Origin of the sequence: Streptomyces aureocirculatus (genome assembly GCF_000720475.1) — a bacterium.
Taxonomy (GTDB): domain Bacteria; phylum Actinomycetota; class Actinomycetes; order Streptomycetales; family Streptomycetaceae; genus Streptomyces; species Streptomyces aureocirculatus.
This window is the reverse complement of the sequence record NZ_JOAP01000083.1, coordinates 1-16,340: the sequence shown is the minus strand read 5'-3', so window position 1 is coordinate 16,340 and position 16,340 is coordinate 1. Positions and strand designations below refer to the sequence as shown.

Here is a 16,340-nt window from a genome sequence, read left to right as displayed (position 1 = left end):
CTTCCACTTGCCGAACCGCGCAGGCAGATCCCGCCACGGCACCCCGGTGCGCTGTCGGAAGAGAATCCCGTTGATCACCCTGCGATGACCCTCCCAGCGCCCGCCCCGCTGCCCGGACTTCGGCAGATGCGGCTTCAGCTGCACCCATTCCTCGTTCGTGAGATCTCCCCGCCCCATGGACATGCCAACGATCCGAACCTGAGGCAGTCACATGATCCGCCGGACAGGCCCTAAAGCGTGTTGCACAACGATCGAACGATCTTTCGCGACCGTTTAGCGGTGCCGACCAGACCAGCGAAAACGGGTACAGAATCGGGCAGTTGACCTCGTGGTTGGTGGCCGGATCTGAACGTGATCGCCGTTGTGCAACACGCTTTAGTGATGTGCCGGTCGAAAGCCCAGTCCGGCGTCGTGGTGCTGATGCCGAGGTCCGTCGGGATCGTCTGCCGCGACGGCTCGCTGGCCTACCGGCAGGGCATCACCGCGGGCGCTCCCGATGCCGCGCAGGTCAGCGAACGCTTCCACATGTGGCAGGGGCTGTCACGTCGCGGCCAGGACATCGCTTCCGTACACCGAGGTTGTCTGCCCGCAGCCCTCCCGCCGACCGGAGAGGCCGATCCGGCACCGGACGTAGAGACCACCGGGGGGACCACCCTCGCGAGCGCCCACCGTCCCCACGCGAGACCGCACGCTGGATCACCACCCACCCGGACCGTCGCTGCCTACACGTCACCCACCGCCTGCACCGGCTCCTCGAGCACTGTCCGGAACTCGAGCACGCCCACGACCTGGTCCGCCGGTTCGCCGCCATGCTCGACAACCGTGACGCCGCGCCCCTGCCATCCTGGCTCGACGAGCTCTCCCGCAGCGGACTGTCACCACTTGCCGGCATCGCCGGAGCCCTGCGCGAAGACCAGCGTGCCGTGGCTCAGGGGATCTCCACCACCTACAGCTCCGGCGTCAACGAGGGCCGCATCACCGATGTCAAACTCCAGAAACGCCTGATGGCAGGACGCTCCGGCGTTCCGCTCCTGCGCCACCGCATCGTCCTGATCGCCCACCTCCGCCGCCGTTACGTGGACCGGCTGGCCACGGCACCCAGATGATCTCCGCCTACGAAAATCTTGCCAGAGCCGCGTACACGCATCGCCGCGTACGAGTGAACGTGCAGGGTTCTCCATGTGCCGATGGATGCTCCCGGCACACTGCATGCCTGTTGCCTGTTGCCTGTTGCCTGTTGCCTGTTGCCTGTTGCCTGACGCCTGATGCTGCTGTCCAAGGTCAGAGGGTGTTCTGCGAGGTTTTCGTGAGTAGAGGGGGTCATTGCCGAGCTGAATGGTACGGGTCACGCCCGCGACGGTCGTCATTGCCAGGATCCAGCATGTGGTGATCAGGGCGTAGGGCATTTGCTGAGGCTGGCCGTCAGGGGCGCCGGAAGGACCACCAAACAATAACTAGCCTCGGATGTTGACGTCGACGCAGGCGTAGAACGCATTCGCCGTGTCGGCGATGTTCCACACCGCCAGAACCTTCTGCTGGCCGCGGATACCGTCGAAATTGACCTTGTGGCGGACGAACTGGGGCGGCTGGGCACCGCCCTGGTCGAACTCGGCGACCTTCTGTGAGCCTACGAAGTACTGCCAGGTGGTCGTGCTGTGTTGCGCGGTCAACTGCCAGGTGAACGTGGCCGAGTTGGTGATGCTGTGGACGGCCCACCCCTTTCCGTCGTCGTTCAGATCGGCGAACTGGGCGTTGCCGCCGCTGCAGCTCTTGAGGCCCTTGGGCCCTTCAACCGCGTCGGGTTCCCATTTGATGGGGCCGCACTCCACACTCCCGTTGAAGCACTGGTCCTGCCGGCTCGCGGGTGAGGTCACCCAGCCGTGTGCTTGGGCGGGGTTGGCCGGGAGGCTCACGACCATGAGCGGTGCGAGGCCCAGGACGAAAGCAACCGCCAGATGTTTTTTCGCGAACATGACAATCCTTCCCTCATTAGTCTGGACCATAGCGCGCAGCGGCGCGCGGTCAACCGTCATGGGGCGGAAGCGGCCATGAACACTTCCCGGGGCGTGTCATGCGTATATGGCTCATGTGCTCATGTGCTCATTCGCAGAGTCACGAAGTCACGGGGCGCATCCGTCGCCCTGTCGCCGCGAGGCTGGTGGGGCAGGGGACGGGGTCGGGTCGAGGTCGTGCACGGTGTCCTCGAGGGCGGCAAAGGTGCTGACGAGCGTGGATCCGGAGGGCGCTGGCGAGGGTGGGCCTCCAGCTCGCCGGTACGTCCGTGGTGGTCGCGGATCGTACGGATCGTGGTGTGCAGATGGGTCAGCCGCACGGCCGCTGGATCCGGTGTCAGGTCCAGACCGTTAGGCGGGGTAGGCGGCGGGCGGGGCGGGAGGCCTGGGCCTGGCCTACGGCAGGACGATGTTGCGGCCCGGGCCGCCCTGGACGGTGTCCTTCCCGGAGCCGCCGAAGATCAGGTCGTTGCCGTCCTCGCCGTGCAGCATGTCGTCGCCGGAGCCGCCGAGAAGGCTGTCATCGCCGACGCCGCCCATGACGTGGTCGTCGCCGGAGCCCGCGTACACGAGGTCCCTGCCGCCGTACCCCTCGATCATGTCGTCGCCCCGGCTGCCCCACATCCGTTGGTCGCCGTCGTCGCCCATCAGGTGGTCCATGCCGTCGCCGCCGTCCAGGACGACGCGCCCCATGACCATGTCGTCACCCTCGTCGCCCCGGACCGTGTGGGCGGTGTGGGCGTGCAGGGTGTCGCCACCGGGCCCGCCACTGACGGTGGCGACCCCGGGGTCGCTCGTGGCGATCTCGTCGTCGCCGTCGCCGAGGAAGACGTCGATCCGGTCCGGTCGGACGCTGTCGGTGGGCAGTTCGCAGACGACGTACGTCTCGACGCCCGGTTCCAGGTACGAGCAGTGGTCGCCCGGCTGAAGCGGGACCGCGTCACGAAAGCCGATGCGCCGGACCCCGTCGCCCTGATCCATCGGGACGACGTGGAGGTCGTTGACCTGCCCCGGGGCTGCGGTGAAGGTGATGGACTGCTTCGCCCAGTCGGCGCCGACGCGGGCCTTGCCCCCGGAGGCGGCGGGAGCCGCGAGGGCAGGGGAGGCGGCGAGACCAGTGGCGAGCAGGGCCACGGCGGCTGCGCGGGCGGTGATTCGGTGGCCGTTCATGGGACCTCATCTCGGTGGGGGGCCGGGGTTGCCCGGAGCGGACGGTGCTCGCCCGCTCCGGGCGCCGGCGGAGCCGGGTCGTGCGCTGTGGTGCGGTGGTGCGGTGGCGGATCAGCTCACGTTGACGTCCACGCAGGCGTAGAAGGCGTTTGGGGTGTCGGCGATGTTCCACACGGCCAGCACCTTCTGCTTGCCGGAGAGGCTGCCGAAGTTCACCTGGTGTGTGACGGTCTCGCCGGGCCGCGCTCCGCCGTCGTTGAACTCGGCGATCTTGCGGCCGCCCGCATAGTACTGCCAGGTGCTGGTGGCGTGTCGGGCGGTCAGCCGCCAGTTGAAGCTGGTCGTCCTGCTGACCGGGGTGACTTTCCAGCCCTTGCCGTCATTGTTGAGCTCGGCAAACGCGGCGTTGCCGCCGCTGCAACTGGTCAGGCCCTTGGGGCCCTCGACGCTCTGCGGCTCGTACTTGATGGCGCCGCACGAGACGACGCCGGAGGCGTATTGGGCCTGTCGGCTGGGCGGCGAGGATATGTAGCCGTGCGCGCTCGCGCTGCCAGCGGGCAGGCTCACGGCCAGGAGCGGGGCAATCCCTGCCCCGATGGCGACGGCCAGCATCTTCTTGCTCTTCATGGCAACTCCTCTGTGGGGGTGGGTTCTTGCCCGCACGAAACGGGCAAGCGTGTGCATGACAAGCCATGTCACGCATGAGGGTGGGGTCGTCATGCGTGACGATAGAAGCGTACCCCGTTTGGTCTAGACCAAGCTACGGATGGTTCCGGTGGGACGGCGGAGAGCCGCCAGCGGGATGCCGGGGGTACGGCGGCCCGAACCGGCGCGGATCGGCGGGTCGTTGGGCATGCCCCCGTCCGCGACGGTCCGCTCGGCACCGATGCCGAGCAGTTCGGCGGCCGCCGCCGCCCGCGTGCCCTTGTCCGCCCCGCGCGGAGCCGGCTCTACGGTGCCGGGGCCTGCCATGGCCACGATTGCCCACGGCCCCGGCCTCCTTGAGGACGCGACCTCGCACTCCTGGCCGGATGCGGTGTCGGTGACGATGGGGCGGCTGGAGAGAGGTCGGGCTCGTTCTGCCGCGCCCGTCGACCTGCTCCTTGAGGGCACCGAGGGCACCGAGGCGTTGGTCGGCCCCGTACGCCGAACGGACCCGGCGGTAGCCCCCTTACGGTAGGGCGCGGCCATGCCTGGTCTCCTGCGTTGACCGGACTCGACAAAGGACACTCGCTCTTCGGCGTCTGCTGGTCGCCCAGTGTGAGGACCCTGATGCGGTCGGCTTCGGACATGCGGGGGAGTCAGGCGGGCGACTAGGGCCTGTCGTCGAACTCCCTCCTGCCACGCGACGCCATGCACGTTCCCCCAAGCTCTCGGCTTCGCTCGAGCAGGGAGGCACCCCCTCCGCCGCGCCGGGCACAGGCCCAAGTACGTCCAGTACGAGGGCCTGCGCCCGGCACGCCGAGGGCACGCGCCTGACGCCGCGGGGCCGCCCTCCGGGCGACGGAGGGAGTTCGACGACAGGCCCTAGAGCTTGCAGCGAGCCTCGTCACCGGGCGTTTTCAGGTGGATGAGGTAGTCGGAGAGGGCGTCGTTGATGCATGAGTTGCGGGCGAGGGCCGCGCCGTGCTGGCTTCCCTCGACAGTCAGCAGACTCCCGCCGAGAGTCTTGGCGAGGCTGACGCCGCCCTCGTACGGCGTCACCGGGTCGCCGGTGGTGGAGACCGTCAGCGTGTCCGGAAGGCCCTTGATGCCGATGGCGTACGGATGGCCGAGGGCGGGTTGCACTGGCCAGTGCTCGCAGCCATTGCGGGCCTCGGTGACGGGCCGACCGGTGTCCGCGTACGGTGCCGCCTTGATGAAGTCGCGTTTCAACGCCGTCTCCGCGGCCGGGTTGTTGCGTTCCTCGTCGAGGCAGTTGATCCCGATGGTGGCCTCGAGAGCGTTCGAGTACGTCCCGTCTGCTGCCCGCTCGTGAATGATGTCCCGCAGGGCGATCAGCGTGTCTCCGCGACCGTCCCGCAGGCTGGTGATCCCCTTGATGATCATCGGCCATGTCGACTTGGTGTACAGGCCGGCGGTGACACCGCTGACCGCCTTGACGAAGGTAAGTTCGCGCCCCTTGCCGGCCGGGATCGGCATGTCGACCAGTGGCTGGGCAAGCTGCTGGAAGACCTCGGTGGCCCGCTTCGGATCGGTGCCGAGCGGGCAGTCGGCCTGGGCCGAGCAGAAGGCCGCCATCTGTTCGAACGACCGCTGTAGGCCGCTCGCTTGCTCCAGGCGTCGTTCACGGCTGCCCTTCAAGGGGTCGAACGCGGCGTCGAGCACGAGTGCCCGCACCTTCGCCGGGAACATCTCGGCATAGACCGCGCCCAGCCGGGTGCCGTAGCTCGTGCCGGCGAACGTGAGCTTGTCGTCGCCGAGCACCTCGCGCAGAACATCCATGTCCCGTGCGACATCCCGGGTGCCGACGTGCGCAAGCGTGTCCGCCCCGCCGGAGCGCTCGGCACACTGCTGGTGAAGCTGCTTCGTCTCCTGCTCGTTCCAGTCGTCCGCGCCGGAGTCGGATGACGCGATCATGGCGTCGTTCTCGCGTTCGGCGTCGGTGTAGCAGTCGAGCGTCGGCGTCGACTTCCCGACCCCGCGCGGATCGAACCCGACGAGATCGAACGACTCCGTGATCGGGCTCGACGCCCAGGCCGCGGCCGCCTGCGGCGCGAAACCGGTCCCCGGGAAGCCGGGCCCGCCCGGATTCAGCACCAGCGAACCGGCCGGCTTCCCGCCCCGGGCGGCGACACGGAACACGGCTATCTGGGCCGTCTTGCCGTCGGGCTCTTCATAGTTCAGCGGGACTTTCGGGCGAGCGCACTCGAACCTGGCCCCGGGCCAGGGCTTCTTCGGTCCCGCTGCGCCGGGCGCCGGCGGCGGCTCGCAGGCTTCGAACGCCGGCTTCTGGTCGTAGAACCGGTCGAGCGCACCAGCGGAGGCGCCGCCTGACTTCGCCTCTGCTCCCGGCTCGCAGGCGGCGAGCAACGTCAGGGGCACGACGGCGGCGACAGCTACGGCCCGCAGTCGTCGGGGTGTACGCATGGATCTCCCGGTCTTCGATCTCGCACGGGTCAGCCAGGTCACGCTGACTGCCTCCATTGCGAACCATGCCCTCGGGGCATGGTCAAGCGGCGCTCATTCCCCGGCGGCGTCGTCCTGCGAAAGCAGTTCGTGCACGCGTCGCAGGACGTCGAGCTGAGCCTCGTTGTAGAACTCGACCAGCGCCTGCACGACAACCGACTGGGTGATCGCCCCTTTCCGGCGGGAGGACGCTTCCAGGTCACCCAGGAACGGGTGGTCCTTCTGCTGGTTCCGGGCTTCGGGCGCGAGGCGCATGGCGAGCTGCCACCGCACGTCATCGGGCGCGTCCGGGGGGAGGGACTCGAACTGTGCACCGACGTCGCTGCGAGGTGCCGCGAGCTGCTCCTTGAGAGCGGACATCGCCGCGGGGGTGAGGAAGCTGGAATACGCCAGCAGGAGGGATCGCTGCGCCTCCGGCAAATCGTCGGCCAGGGCCTTGAAGTAGGCGGGCAAGTCGATCGAGGCCCGGTTGTCCAGGATCGCTGCCAATTCCCGTCGCATCCGCTGCTGGCGTTCGATACTCGCCGCGAGTTCCGCGTCCAGGGCGCGCAGGATCAGCTCCCCCTTCCCGTGGGCGGCCTCGACCGAGGGGATGTCCGACAGATGCACGCCGAGGTCGACCAATCTGCGGATGCGCAGCAGGCGGACCAGGTGGTTTACGCCGTATCGCTTGTAGCCGTTGGCCGCTCGTTCCGGCTCGTCCAACAGGCCGATCTTGTGATAGTGCCGAACGGTTTTCAGTGTCGTGCCGGCGAGTTCGGCTAGCTGACTGGTACTCCACGCCACCGGCAGGCTCTTTCCTCGGGGGATCCGTCTCGCAAGGCACATTTGACCATGCCCTTGGGGCACGGAGTGTGATGGGTGGTGACTACGGCCACGAGAGGCAAAGCGTTGCTCACCACCGCGCAGCGCCCGCCACAGGCTCTCTTCTGCGGCCGCTGGGCCGAGCGAGTAACGGGAGCGAAAGCATGATGAAAGAGTGGCGGCGGCGACGCGCCCTGCAACGGGTCAAACCCGGAGGCGGACGAGCACTGATCCGTTTCCGCTGGTGGCAGTTGCCTTTCCGCGCGCTGTTCCACCTTCGGCTGACGAAGGAGGACGGCAGGCCCACCGTCTACGCCGTTGACGTCAGGCACTGGTCGAACCACGGGTCCGACAACCTCAAGGCCCACCTGTACCGCGACGGCCGGCAGCACGCCACGTCCAAACTTCCCGCCGCCTTCCCCGTCCCGGGCGGCACCATCGAGGTGAGGATGAGCGCCTTCGGGCTCAAGCGCTGCCACTACGTCACCGCCGAGGGAGCCGAGCACCAGCTCGTCCCGGACCCCCACTCCGCTGAGGGACGCCGCGCGCGCCTCGAACGCGGGCACCCCGTCCTGAGCCGCACGCTCGGTCTCCTCTCCCTGGGCGTGCTCCTCGCCACTCTGGCCCTCCTCATCCCACAGATCGCCGAACAACTCACCAAGGCCGAGGGCATCGCCCACTACACCGGGACCTTCACCTCGCCCATCGACCTGCCGTGGTGGGGCAACACCGCGCTCGGCCTCGCCACAGCGACAGCCAGCACCGAGCGAGCACTACGCCTGCGCTATAGCTGGCTGCTCGACGGCGGAGCAGCATGAACGCGCGTCTTGGCCCAGCCGATGGGAGGCTCAAGAAGCTCGACGAAGTCCGGCAACCCCCACCTGAACGAAGGCATTTCGCGTGTCGATCTGTCCCCGTACGAGGTCGACGCCACGGGGCCTTGCGCTCGTCGCAGCCCTTACGCGGGCGCTGTAAGGAGGTGATGGTCCCGGAGGGGGCCGAGCGGGGCCAAGCGCCGCTGGAACGGGCCACCGGACTGTCCGGCGTGGTCGAGCGACTCGCCTCCACCGTCGGCCTGGCGGCCGGTGGATCCCTGATCGCCCTGCTCGGTCCCCTGACCGGACTCGCCGAAAACGCAGGCTGCTTCGCCCTCGGGCCAGTGATCATCAAACTCGCACTGCCTCGCGGCATCTCGCACTGCCTCGCGGCATGGGGCACGCCGCCGAGGAAGCCCCTTCGCACACCGGGGAGACGGAACCGGGCTACTGGCGGCGGTTCGGCGAGGGCTTCACCTTCCTGCGCAGAGAGCCGCTCCTGCTCACGGTCATCATGGGAACGACGCCAGCCGTGGCGGACCCCGGCCCCATCTCGGCCGCAGACTGCGCCACGAAGAACGGGGTGCCGCAGGACAACGGCGGACCTTCTACTGCATGGCTGTGCATGGCTTTGCATGGCGTCATGGAGGAGGCCTGAGACGCCGCGAGGGGCTTCGTCGCAGCCGGCTCAGCCCCTCGTACGGAACGACGTGATGACCGGGCTTGGGGACCGGCACAGCGGTACAGCCAGTAACGTCAGCCGGTGATCACGGTTTTGATGCAGGTCACGGGTGGGTCTACCGCAGCTCGGCGTTCGGGCGGGGCTGGACCTGGAGCCGCTCGCACAGGTAGTTCCCCTCGGGGGTGAGCGGTTCCCCGGGCTGGCGGATGCGCACGGGTCTCGTGCTCCAGGGAAACAGCGTCCCTAGTAGACGGGGCGGCCGTCGTACTGGCCCCCCTTGCACACAGGGTGGTACGGGGTGCTCAAGTCGACGTTGCCGCCGCCGTCCAAGCACTGCTGGGCGGGAATGGGGTCTGCGGCGAAGGCCGTGGTGGCGACGCCGAGCGGAATGGCGACCGCGGTGGCGAGGGCGGCAAGGGCTGCGAGTGCACGACGCATGAAGGCCTCCAGGAAGCGCTGTTGCTTCTTTTCCTCCTTCACTACGCCGCGTCCCTGCATGCGACGGCTCCCCCTTATGAGCGACCCGAGACGACCATCCGGCCTAATCCGCTGCCCGGAGAACACGACCTCTGGCGATTTCGACTGGCGTCGTCTGCCACCCCTGTCCTGCTGTCGCCCAGTACACCGTGTGAAGTTGTCTCTGAACTCCCCGGCTGAGTGAGACCCGCAGGCAGGCAGGGCCCATCGACGGTCACGGCGCCGATGCTCACCGCCCAACGCGTCCTGCCGTCAGAGATTTGTGTGATTGGTGCGGGTGCGCTGTATGCGTCGGGCGCCCCTCGGTGCGCCCTGATCACCGGTGCAAGATCATGGAACAGTGAGAGCTTCCGGCGGAGCCCTCGATGTCGGTGTTCCTCATGGGAGGGGCCGGGGCACCCTCGGGCGAGGAGGAACTATGCATCGCTGGACCCCCGTTGCAGTGCTGGGCGCAGCACTGGCCATGCTGGTGGGTTTGACCGCGGCTCCGGCGGTGGGGCAGGCGGCGCCATCTGCTCTGCCCTGCGAAAACATCGCTCACCTGCCCTCGAGTGACGGTCATGCCAGGGCCAAGGCCGACGTCCAGCGAAGGGGTGGGGGTTGCGGCAACGCCACGGTGGAGATCACCATCTGGGCCGATCTGTCCTTGCGCCCCGATGTGCGTATCGCGCACAACAAGCAGTTCTTCTCCCAAGGGTTCCTGGGAGCGGCAGGAGCTTGCTACAACGGCTTCGGTCATGTCCGCGGCATCTACACCGAAATGCACGTCAACGGGCAGAAAGTAGCAGAGTCCGGACGCGCGCCACTCCCTGGCTGTGTCGCGTAGAGCTGCCTGCCCCTTCTCGGACCTACCGCCGTCCGGTAACTCCGTTACCGAAACACCCTCGACAGAGCGGCGACTTCTGCTCCATGGGCAACAGTGCCTCACTGACCTGCGGCGTTGAAGTTGAAGGACACCTTCTGATCTTGTGTCTTATCTTCGGGTGCAGTTCGACGCTGGTCCAGAGAGCGCTGGTGGGGTCGATATTGGGTTGCTGCGCTATCCGGCCATCGGAAAACTGTCGGCCATGCCTAAGACCGCACGTGACCTGGCGCTTGAGCACTTCCGATGGATCGGTGGGCACGCCGATGTGTGGGCGATCTTCCGGGATGCCAAGGCACTTGCCGCGGTGGTTACAGGGCTCGTGGAACCGTTCCGGGATGAGCGGATCACAGCCGTGTGCGGGATCGAGTCGCGGGGATTCCTCTTGGGTGGTGCTGCGTCCGTTGAGCTCGGCGTCGGCTTCGTTCCCGTCCGGAAGGGGGAGGGACTCCTTCCCGGTGACAAAGCTGTGCGCCAGTCGGCACCCGACTACCGACGGCTTCGTCATGCTCTGCGGCTCCAGCGATCCGCACTGCAGCCGGGGGACCGTGTTCTGTTGATCGACGATTGGATCGAGACCGGAAGTCAGGCCACGGCGGTCAGGAGCATGGCTGAGGAGTGCGGGGCCACCTGGGTGGGATGCAGCGTCATTGTTGATCAACTCACCGATACGCCGAGGAACGCCCTGGGCCTCGTGCGAGGGCTGTTGGCTGCGGGGGAACTTCCGCCGTGCGAGACCTGAGTGGGGTCTCCCGCGTCGAACGGGTTCGGAGCTTGAGGCTGGTCTGCGCGGTTCAGCAGTTTGGGAGCGGGCTTCACCTCATCATGTGCTGTGACGTGTCCGCTGGCTACGCTTCGGCGTCGGCAGCATCTACCGGTTCGGACCGAAACTGATCCAACCACCAGGCGCCCGGGCCGTAGCACCCGGGGCCTCCGCCCTTGCCGCCCTGCTAGCCGGACAGGTGTAAGGGCCCGTCGCCGACTACTTTTTCGCAGGTCCCTACGACCGGTACGAGCGGGAGTGCTCCAACGACTGCCTCGCTGCCAGCCCTTACCGAAACGACGCCGTCCAGTCACAAGTCGACGACGGAGTGCTCATCGTCGCCCCCATCAGCCGAGGAACGACGCTGCGCCTGGGCCTCGCCGAGAACGGGCGGAGCACGTCCCCTCCACGCCCTGGACCCAGCGACTCCAGCATTGCTCAACAAGTATGGGTGCTGACCTGGACTACACCGGGTGTGCGTTCCACGTCCGCCATCCGGGACAGGATCGGCGCAGCAACGGGACCAGGCCCTCGGCCATGGCGATGCAGCGTGAGTCCTTCGTACGGGATGCCAGCGGCGTCATCGTAGAACCAACCGCCCGAGCGTAGCTGAGGACACGTCCTCTGAGGTCACTCTGCCCATGATGCAGTCCGCTCCGGCCGAGGCCGAGTGCTTTTCGTAGCGACTGAGGCGACCGAGCCTCACTACCGTCCAGGGCGGCTGCAAAGGCCGGGCAAGTGCGCAGATGGGGACCGCAGTTACTGGTGCGCATGGCTCTTCAGTGGCGGGCACCTGCGAACCGAATTCGAAAGCCCATTACCCCTCCGTCAACCCAGATGGCGAGGCGAACGTGAGGCCTGTCAAACGGCGGAGCCGGGGGCACACAGGGTTGGACGCGGTCGGGGCGAGACAGCCCGAGCGGGGTTTTGCGAGTGTCGATCGACCTCAGGGTGCGCCGGGTCGGTCACTCCAGTACGCCGCTCGGTGCCGTGGTGGCAGTGCGGGCAGGCGTCCACGCCTTCGACGTCTGCGACGAGCCTCGTCCACAAGTTCCGCCACTGAATCGACGCCGGACGCGACGGGTGCTCCACCCGCAACGAGGTCCTCCTCGACGAAGCCGTCGCAACCCCGGACCGCAGTGGCCGCTGCACCCTGACTGGCGGACGATGGTTCGGCCCGTACGACGACCGGTACGTCGACGGCCTTCGCGGTCTCGACACCGATCATTACGTGCCGCTCGCCGAAAGCTGGGACTCCGGGGCCTCGGCCTGGACGCCCGCAGAGCGTGAGGCGTACGCGAATGACCTCGACGACGAGCGCGCGCTGATCGCGGTCACCGCGACCAGCAACGCGTACGGAGCCTGCTCAAGCGCGTGCAGCAGATCGGGGCGTCGCCGATCACATCCTTGTCGAGGATCCGCGCACCGTGCCGGCCTGCTTTGCTCTGGCTTCCCGGTATCGGTGCACTGGTCTGATCAGCGGCTCCACCTGGGGTTGAGTCGAGCCGGTTCACCGGCGGTCGTACGTGAGCGCGGTGACTGGGACAGCCGGGCTTCGACAGCGTCGGCGGCCGCCGGGGCGCCACCGGCCTTGCGGACCTCGTCCTGCATGGCGGTGAGGCGCTGCCGGATGGAGGCGTTGCTGAGCAGGTCGGCGACGACTGTACGCAGCCGGTCGGCCGTCGCGTCAGCCGGGGCGAGGGTCTGGCCGAGGCCGAGTTCGACGACGCGGTCGGCGGTGGTCTGCGCCTCGGGGGTGCGCGGGAGGGCGAGCATCGGTACGCCCGCAGCGAGGGCCTCCATGGTGGAGTTCATGCCGGTGTGGGTGACGAAGGCGTCGGCGTGGGCGAGCACGGCCGTCTGGGGGACGGACCGGTGGGCCTCGATGTTGCGGGGCAGCGGGCCGAGGGAGGCCGGATCCATGCTGCCCCCGACGGACATCACCACGTGGTACGGCTGGTCGGCGAACGCCCGGGCACAGCGGTGGAAGAAGTCCGGATCGCTGATGATCGTGCCCAGCGCCACGTACACCAGTGGCGCTTCCGCGGATGGGGACGAGGGCGTGAAGTTGCCGGGCACGGGCGGGTTCGTGGGGCCGACGAAGGCGTAGCGGTCGTCGAACGTCTCGTTGTGCACGTGGAAGGCCTTCGGCTGGTAGACGAGGTTGAACTCCGCGGGCCGGTAGAAGTCATACATCTCCATGGGCGGGACGCCGTGGCGCTCGCGCACGGCGGCGAGCAGGGAGTCGAACTCGGTCGTGTACGAGCTGCCGGCGAACATGTCGACGATGAACCGGCCGAAGTCGAAACCCTCACTGGCGGCGTGGGCCGACCAGGACTGGACGCGGGGGATGTGCCACGAGGCGGCGAGCATCGGTCCCGACCAGGCGAGCCAGTCGTTGACGATCAGATCCGGGCGGTCGTCGGCGTAACCGGCCTCGATCTGCGGCAGTACGTGTTCCACCTGCTCGAGGATGGCCAGGGTCGCGCGGGCGGCGGCGTCCATGCTGTCGACGACGATGGGCTCGCCCGACCGGAGAGCGGGCTTATAAGGGACGATCTCGGCGCCGGTGGGACGGATGCGCTCGGCCATCGCGGCATCCGCGGGGTAGGTGACGCGGTGGCCGCGGGCGACCAGTTCGGCCGCGATCGGCAGGGTGGGGTTAAGGTGGCCGGACTCAGCCAGGCTGAAGAAGGCGATGTGTGCCATGGCGGCTCTCCCGGGCGAGGTGAGGGGGTGGGGGCGCGGCCGCCCGGAGTGTCCCGGCGAAGCCGGCTCCCGGTGGGCGGGCACGCTGCCTCCATCAGATTCACCCACACCAATGTCTTTGTCAAACAGATGGATGATTAATGCATGCGGTCATATGGCAAACTTGGGGTCATGACTGAGCAGCACAGCACGCGAGGTCGCAGGCCCTCCGACACTCAGCGATCACCTCGACGGTCCCCGGCCCCGCACGAGCGACAGCGAGACCCGGAGCGCACCAAGGCGCGCATCCTCGACGCTGCGATGGTGGAGGCCTCCGCCAAGGGCTTCGCCGGTGCCCGGGTGTCGGAGATCGCCCGCCGCGCCGGCGTGAACCAGCAGCTCATCTCCTACTACTTCGGCGGCAAACAGGGCCTGTTCGAGCAACTCGGCCACCGCTGGAGGGCCCACGAGGCCGAAGCGATCCCGGCCGACACGCCCCTCGACGAAATGATCAAGAGGTACGTGCGGGCGGCCGCCGACCCGCGCCTCGGCGGCCGCCTCCTCGCCTGGGCAGGCCTCGCCGACACCGGCGAGGACGGCCCGGAGGCACGCGAGCGCAACGCGTCACTGCGCCAGGAAGTCGAACGGCTCCAAGAACGGCAGCGCGGCGGTGAACTCGACGAGCGACTCGATGCCGCGGCGCTCCTGCTCATCATGATGAGCGCGGCCAACGCCCTTGCGGTCTACCCGCAGTTGGCGCGCGGCCTGTTCCAAGCGGACCCCACCTCGCCCGAGGTCGTGGAGCGCTATGCCGCCCAACTCGCCCACCTGATCCAGCACCCCGTGACGCAAGGCCCTGTGGACGGCGACGAGAATTGAGAGGACGCCGCTCCCGGGCACCGAAGTCCGGCAACGCCTCCTCTACGTCGGCGACAACGGGTACCGGGGACCGGTTCTGCTCCCGTGCCCGCACCGTCCTGCAGGGTACGTGGGCGCCTTCCAGCACGGCCGTGACAATTCCGCGCGGCACCTCGATGTCAGTGTCACCGGGAGCGCATCCTCGCCGGCGGGCGTCGGGCCGGTGCAGCAGTGTCCCGTCCGCCGCCTTCCACCGCGGAGAGCGTTCAGTCCCGTCCGCGCGGGGTGAGGCCGGGTGTGGGAGCCGGGCTTTCCGGAGGCGTGAGCTGAGGTGCTCGGGCCCAGTTGTGGGCGTGCATGGTCTCGGTCTCCCAGTCCTCGGACAACTGGGGGAGCGTCTTCGGATCGCGGTACCAGCGGATGAAGGTACGGTCAGGGGGCCGGTGCGCGTCGCAGGACGGGCAGATCTCGATCCAGCGCTACCAAGCGACGGGCAACTCTCCAACTCCCTGAATGCCACCGCCATCGTGCAACGTCAAGCTGTCAACCGGAGCGGCCAGTCGCAGTTCTGGCAGGCGTGCGAACAGTGTGCTGAGCGCGATCTCGATCTCGGCTCGGGCGAGGTTCTGGCCCAGACACTGGTGGATGCCGAATCCGAAAGCCACATGTTGCCGTGCGGATCGGTACACATCCAACATGTCCGGGTCGGGGAACGCTGCCTGATCGCGATTGGCTGCTGCATTGGACAAGAACACGCCGTCGCCACGCCGGATGAGCCGCTCCGCGATCTCGATGTCGGCTGTGGCCACCCGCGGGTTCCAATCGGCGATGGAGAGGAACCGCAGCAACTCCTCCACCGCATCTGGCACTCTGGCTGTATCAGCGGTGAACCGTGCCAGCTCATCGGGGCATTGGAGCAACGTGAGGGTGCTCAGAGAGATCATGTTCGAGGTCGTCTCGTGTCCGGCGACCAGCAGCAGCATGGCCAAGGTGACCAGATCTCTGCGGGACATGCTGCCCGCGTACCGCTCCACGGCGATCAGCTCATCCAGCAGGCCGTCGCCCGGCGCCGCTTCCTTCTTCGCCACCAAAGCCTCAAGGTAGGTGGCAAGAGCCTGCCATGCCGTGGTGACATCGCTGCGCTCCGGGCCCCGGATCAACCGAGCCGACCGTTCGACGAACTCCGTGTGGTCGTCACCGGGAATGCCCAGAAGCTCGCAGATCACCACCGACGACACCGGAAGCGCAAAGACTGCTACCAGGTCCGCAGGCGACCCGTGCTCGATCATCCGATCCACGTGCTCATCAACGATGTCCTGAATCATCGGCCGGAGCCGGGCGACAGCCCGAAGTGAGAACGCCGGAATCAACTTCCGCCGGACCACGTTGTGCTCCGGCGGATCATCGCCGATCAGCGGCGCATGCACCTCACGGAGAACCTCCTCCTCCCGGGCCGTCGGCACCGGAAAATCCGGGTTCTGCTGATTGGACGACAGCCGCCGGTCAGCGAACAACGCCCGCACCTCGGCATGCCCGATGGCCAACCACACGATCCGACCGTCATGCAGCGTCACCGGCACCAGCGAGCCCTGCTCACGCAGCGACTGGTACGCAGTCGGCGGATGGAACGGACAGGTCCGATCCATCGGGAACCGTGGCGGACCGATCCGTGCACGCCGCATATCCAGCAGAGACCACGCATCGACCATCTTCTCCACCCTCCGACTCGACCAACCGTGCGGTGCGCCACTCCTGAGTAGCGACAGCGTCACCCGTCGCAGCCAGACGCGAAAGATGGCATGCCACCCAGCCAGGCAGTATCAGCTTGCTTCCCCTGTTCTGGTTTGTGTTATTGGCTGGCTTCTGTGGTGCTGGTTCGGGGTTGTTGTGGGTGGTGGGGGTTGGGGCTGGCCGTTGTGTTGGTTGTTGGTGGCAGGGTGTTTGGCGGCCCTCTGGTTGGTTGGGGGCCGCCGTTGTTGTTTGTGCTGTGTGCTGTGTGCTGTGTGCTGTGTGCTGTCTGGTGTTTGGTGTTTGGTGTTTGGTGTGGCTGTGTTGTGGGTGCTTGGTGTGGTGTGGTCGT

General features: G+C 67.6%; 17 protein-coding genes and 1 pseudogene. 8 read left to right on the top strand and 10 right to left on the bottom strand.

What is annotated here, in order from left to right:
• Positions 1-177: transposase (locus IG78_RS47020; protein ID WP_157856026.1), on the bottom strand; the 177-nt coding region annotated here is incomplete at its 3' end.
• Between the two features lie 158 nt (positions 178-335).
• Between IG78_RS47020 and IG78_RS48810 the strand changes: the two genes are divergently transcribed.
• A complete protein-coding gene (locus IG78_RS48810) occupies positions 336-1,106 on the top strand; it encodes a transposase (protein ID WP_318657897.1) in 771 nt (256 codons plus the stop codon).
• 348 nt (positions 1,107-1,454) lie between these two features.
• Here IG78_RS48810 and IG78_RS0139130 read toward each other — a convergent pair whose 3' ends face one another.
• The 4 genes from IG78_RS0139130 to IG78_RS44625 all read right to left on the bottom strand — a co-directional run bounded on the left by IG78_RS0139130 (position 1,455) and on the right by IG78_RS44625 (position 4,154).
• Positions 1,455-1,973, bottom strand: a complete 519-nt coding sequence (locus IG78_RS0139130; protein ID WP_030573865.1) for a lytic polysaccharide monooxygenase auxiliary activity family 9 protein — start codon at positions 1,971-1,973, stop codon at positions 1,455-1,457.
• Between the two features lie 435 nt (positions 1,974-2,408).
• On the bottom strand, positions 2,409-3,182 hold the full coding sequence (locus tag IG78_RS0139125; protein ID WP_030573862.1) for a calcium-binding protein: 774 nt from the start codon (positions 3,180-3,182) through the stop codon (positions 2,409-2,411).
• A gap of 111 nt (positions 3,183-3,293) precedes the next feature.
• Positions 3,294-3,809: a lytic polysaccharide monooxygenase auxiliary activity family 9 protein gene (locus IG78_RS0139120; RefSeq protein WP_030573858.1), complete on the bottom strand. Its 516-nt coding sequence runs from the start codon at positions 3,807-3,809 to the stop codon at positions 3,294-3,296.
• Between the two features lie 123 nt (positions 3,810-3,932).
• Entirely contained in the window at positions 3,933-4,154 is a 222-nt protein-coding gene (locus IG78_RS44625; protein ID WP_030573855.1) for an HAD family hydrolase, read from the bottom strand.
• Between IG78_RS44625 and IG78_RS50395 the strand changes: the two genes are divergently transcribed.
• A complete protein-coding gene (locus tag IG78_RS50395) occupies positions 4,153-4,362 on the top strand; it encodes a hypothetical protein (RefSeq protein WP_030573853.1) in 210 nt (69 codons plus the stop codon). The genes IG78_RS44625 and IG78_RS50395 overlap by 2 nt on opposite strands.
• 347 nt (positions 4,363-4,709) lie before the next feature.
• Here the strand turns inward: IG78_RS50395 and IG78_RS0139105 are convergent, their stop codons facing one another.
• Together IG78_RS0139105 and IG78_RS0139100 are read right to left on the bottom strand one after the other, a co-directional pair.
• Positions 4,710-6,215, bottom strand: a complete 1,506-nt coding sequence (locus IG78_RS0139105) for an alpha/beta hydrolase (protein ID WP_199813363.1) — start codon at positions 6,213-6,215, stop codon at positions 4,710-4,712.
• Positions 6,216-6,365: 150 nt separating this feature from the next.
• Positions 6,366-7,097 carry a helix-turn-helix domain-containing protein gene (locus IG78_RS0139100; protein WP_030573847.1) on the bottom strand — a complete coding sequence of 244 codons (732 nt, stop codon included), beginning with the start codon at positions 7,095-7,097 and terminating at the stop codon, positions 6,366-6,368.
• A gap of 182 nt (positions 7,098-7,279) precedes the next feature.
• Between IG78_RS0139100 and IG78_RS0139095 the strand changes: the two genes are divergently transcribed.
• Together IG78_RS0139095 and IG78_RS52925 are read left to right on the top strand one after the other, a co-directional pair.
• On the top strand, positions 7,280-7,933 hold the full coding sequence (locus tag IG78_RS0139095; protein ID WP_030573844.1) for a hypothetical protein: 654 nt from the start codon (positions 7,280-7,282) through the stop codon (positions 7,931-7,933).
• A gap of 391 nt (positions 7,934-8,324) precedes the next feature.
• Positions 8,325-8,588, top strand: coding sequence for a hypothetical protein (locus IG78_RS52925; RefSeq protein WP_030573841.1), 264 nt, complete (start codon positions 8,325-8,327; stop codon positions 8,586-8,588).
• Positions 8,589-8,855: 267 nt separating this feature from the next.
• On the opposite strand, the gene IG78_RS0139080 is transcribed toward IG78_RS52925, so the two are convergent.
• Positions 8,856-9,110: a hypothetical protein gene (locus IG78_RS0139080; protein ID WP_051853482.1), complete on the bottom strand. Its 255-nt coding sequence runs from the start codon at positions 9,108-9,110 to the stop codon at positions 8,856-8,858.
• A 397-nt stretch (positions 9,111-9,507) separates the two neighbouring features.
• On the opposite strand from IG78_RS0139080, the gene IG78_RS49825 reads away from it, so the two are divergent.
• The 3 genes and pseudogenes from IG78_RS49825 to IG78_RS51970 form a co-directional block, all read left to right on the top strand.
• Positions 9,508-9,915, top strand: coding sequence for a hypothetical protein (locus tag IG78_RS49825; protein ID WP_157856025.1), 408 nt, complete (start codon positions 9,508-9,510; stop codon positions 9,913-9,915).
• A gap of 157 nt (positions 9,916-10,072) precedes the next feature.
• Positions 10,073-10,693, top strand: a complete 621-nt coding sequence (locus IG78_RS0139075) for a phosphoribosyltransferase family protein (protein ID WP_225882405.1) — start codon at positions 10,073-10,075, stop codon at positions 10,691-10,693.
• A 1,084-nt stretch (positions 10,694-11,777) separates the two neighbouring features.
• Positions 11,778-12,065: pseudogene (locus IG78_RS51970) on the top strand (HNH endonuclease); the annotation flags it as partial.
• 125 nt (positions 12,066-12,190) lie between these two features.
• On the opposite strand, the gene IG78_RS0139065 reads toward IG78_RS51970, so the two are convergent.
• The gene (locus IG78_RS0139065; RefSeq protein ID WP_051853480.1) at positions 12,191-13,423 is read right to left on the bottom strand and encodes a macrolide family glycosyltransferase; all 1,233 of its coding nucleotides are present in this window, start codon (positions 13,421-13,423) and stop codon (positions 12,191-12,193) included.
• Positions 13,424-13,594: 171 nt separating this feature from the next.
• Here IG78_RS0139065 and IG78_RS0139060 point away from each other — a divergent pair, with 171 nt between their 5' ends.
• Positions 13,595-14,281 (top strand): TetR/AcrR family transcriptional regulator, encoded by a 687-nt coding sequence (locus IG78_RS0139060; RefSeq protein WP_063760854.1) that lies wholly within the window; start codon positions 13,595-13,597, stop codon positions 14,279-14,281.
• A 458-nt stretch (positions 14,282-14,739) separates the two neighbouring features.
• Here IG78_RS0139060 and IG78_RS0139055 read toward each other — a convergent pair whose 3' ends face one another.
• On the bottom strand, positions 14,740-15,969 hold the full coding sequence (locus tag IG78_RS0139055) for a cytochrome P450 (protein ID WP_037687544.1): 1,230 nt from the start codon (positions 15,967-15,969) through the stop codon (positions 14,740-14,742).
• Between the last annotated feature and the right edge of the window lie 371 nt (positions 15,970-16,340).

Excerpts from the sequence above, each read along its gene's own strand:
- IG78_RS50395 (WP_030573853.1), top strand. The coding sequence starts at position 4,153 with ATGGCCACGATTGCCCACGGCCCCGGCCTCCTTGAGGACGCGACCTCG.
- IG78_RS49825 (WP_157856025.1), top strand. The coding sequence starts at position 9,508 with ATGCATCGCTGGACCCCCGTTGCAGTGCTGGGCGCAGCACTGGCCATG.
- IG78_RS0139065 (WP_051853480.1), bottom strand. The coding sequence starts at position 13,423 with ATGGCACACATCGCCTTCTTCAGCCTGGCTGAGTCCGGCCACCTTAAC.
- IG78_RS0139095 (WP_030573844.1), top strand. The coding sequence starts at position 7,280 with ATGATGAAAGAGTGGCGGCGGCGACGCGCCCTGCAACGGGTCAAACCC.
- IG78_RS0139055 (WP_037687544.1), bottom strand. The coding sequence starts at position 15,969 with ATGGTCGATGCGTGGTCTCTGCTGGATATGCGGCGTGCACGGATCGGT.
- IG78_RS0139080 (WP_051853482.1), bottom strand. The coding sequence starts at position 9,110 with ATGCAGGGACGCGGCGTAGTGAAGGAGGAAAAGAAGCAACAGCGCTTC.
- IG78_RS0139130 (WP_030573865.1), bottom strand. The coding sequence starts at position 1,973 with ATGTTCGCGAAAAAACATCTGGCGGTTGCTTTCGTCCTGGGCCTCGCA.
- IG78_RS0139125 (WP_030573862.1), bottom strand. The coding sequence starts at position 3,182 with ATGAACGGCCACCGAATCACCGCCCGCGCAGCCGCCGTGGCCCTGCTC.
- IG78_RS0139120 (WP_030573858.1), bottom strand. The coding sequence starts at position 3,809 with ATGAAGAGCAAGAAGATGCTGGCCGTCGCCATCGGGGCAGGGATTGCC.
- IG78_RS44625 (WP_030573855.1), bottom strand. The coding sequence starts at position 4,154 with ATGGCAGGCCCCGGCACCGTAGAGCCGGCTCCGCGCGGGGCGGACAAG.
- IG78_RS0139060 (WP_063760854.1), top strand. The coding sequence starts at position 13,595 with ATGACTGAGCAGCACAGCACGCGAGGTCGCAGGCCCTCCGACACTCAG.
- IG78_RS52925 (WP_030573841.1), top strand. The coding sequence starts at position 8,325 with ATGGGGCACGCCGCCGAGGAAGCCCCTTCGCACACCGGGGAGACGGAA.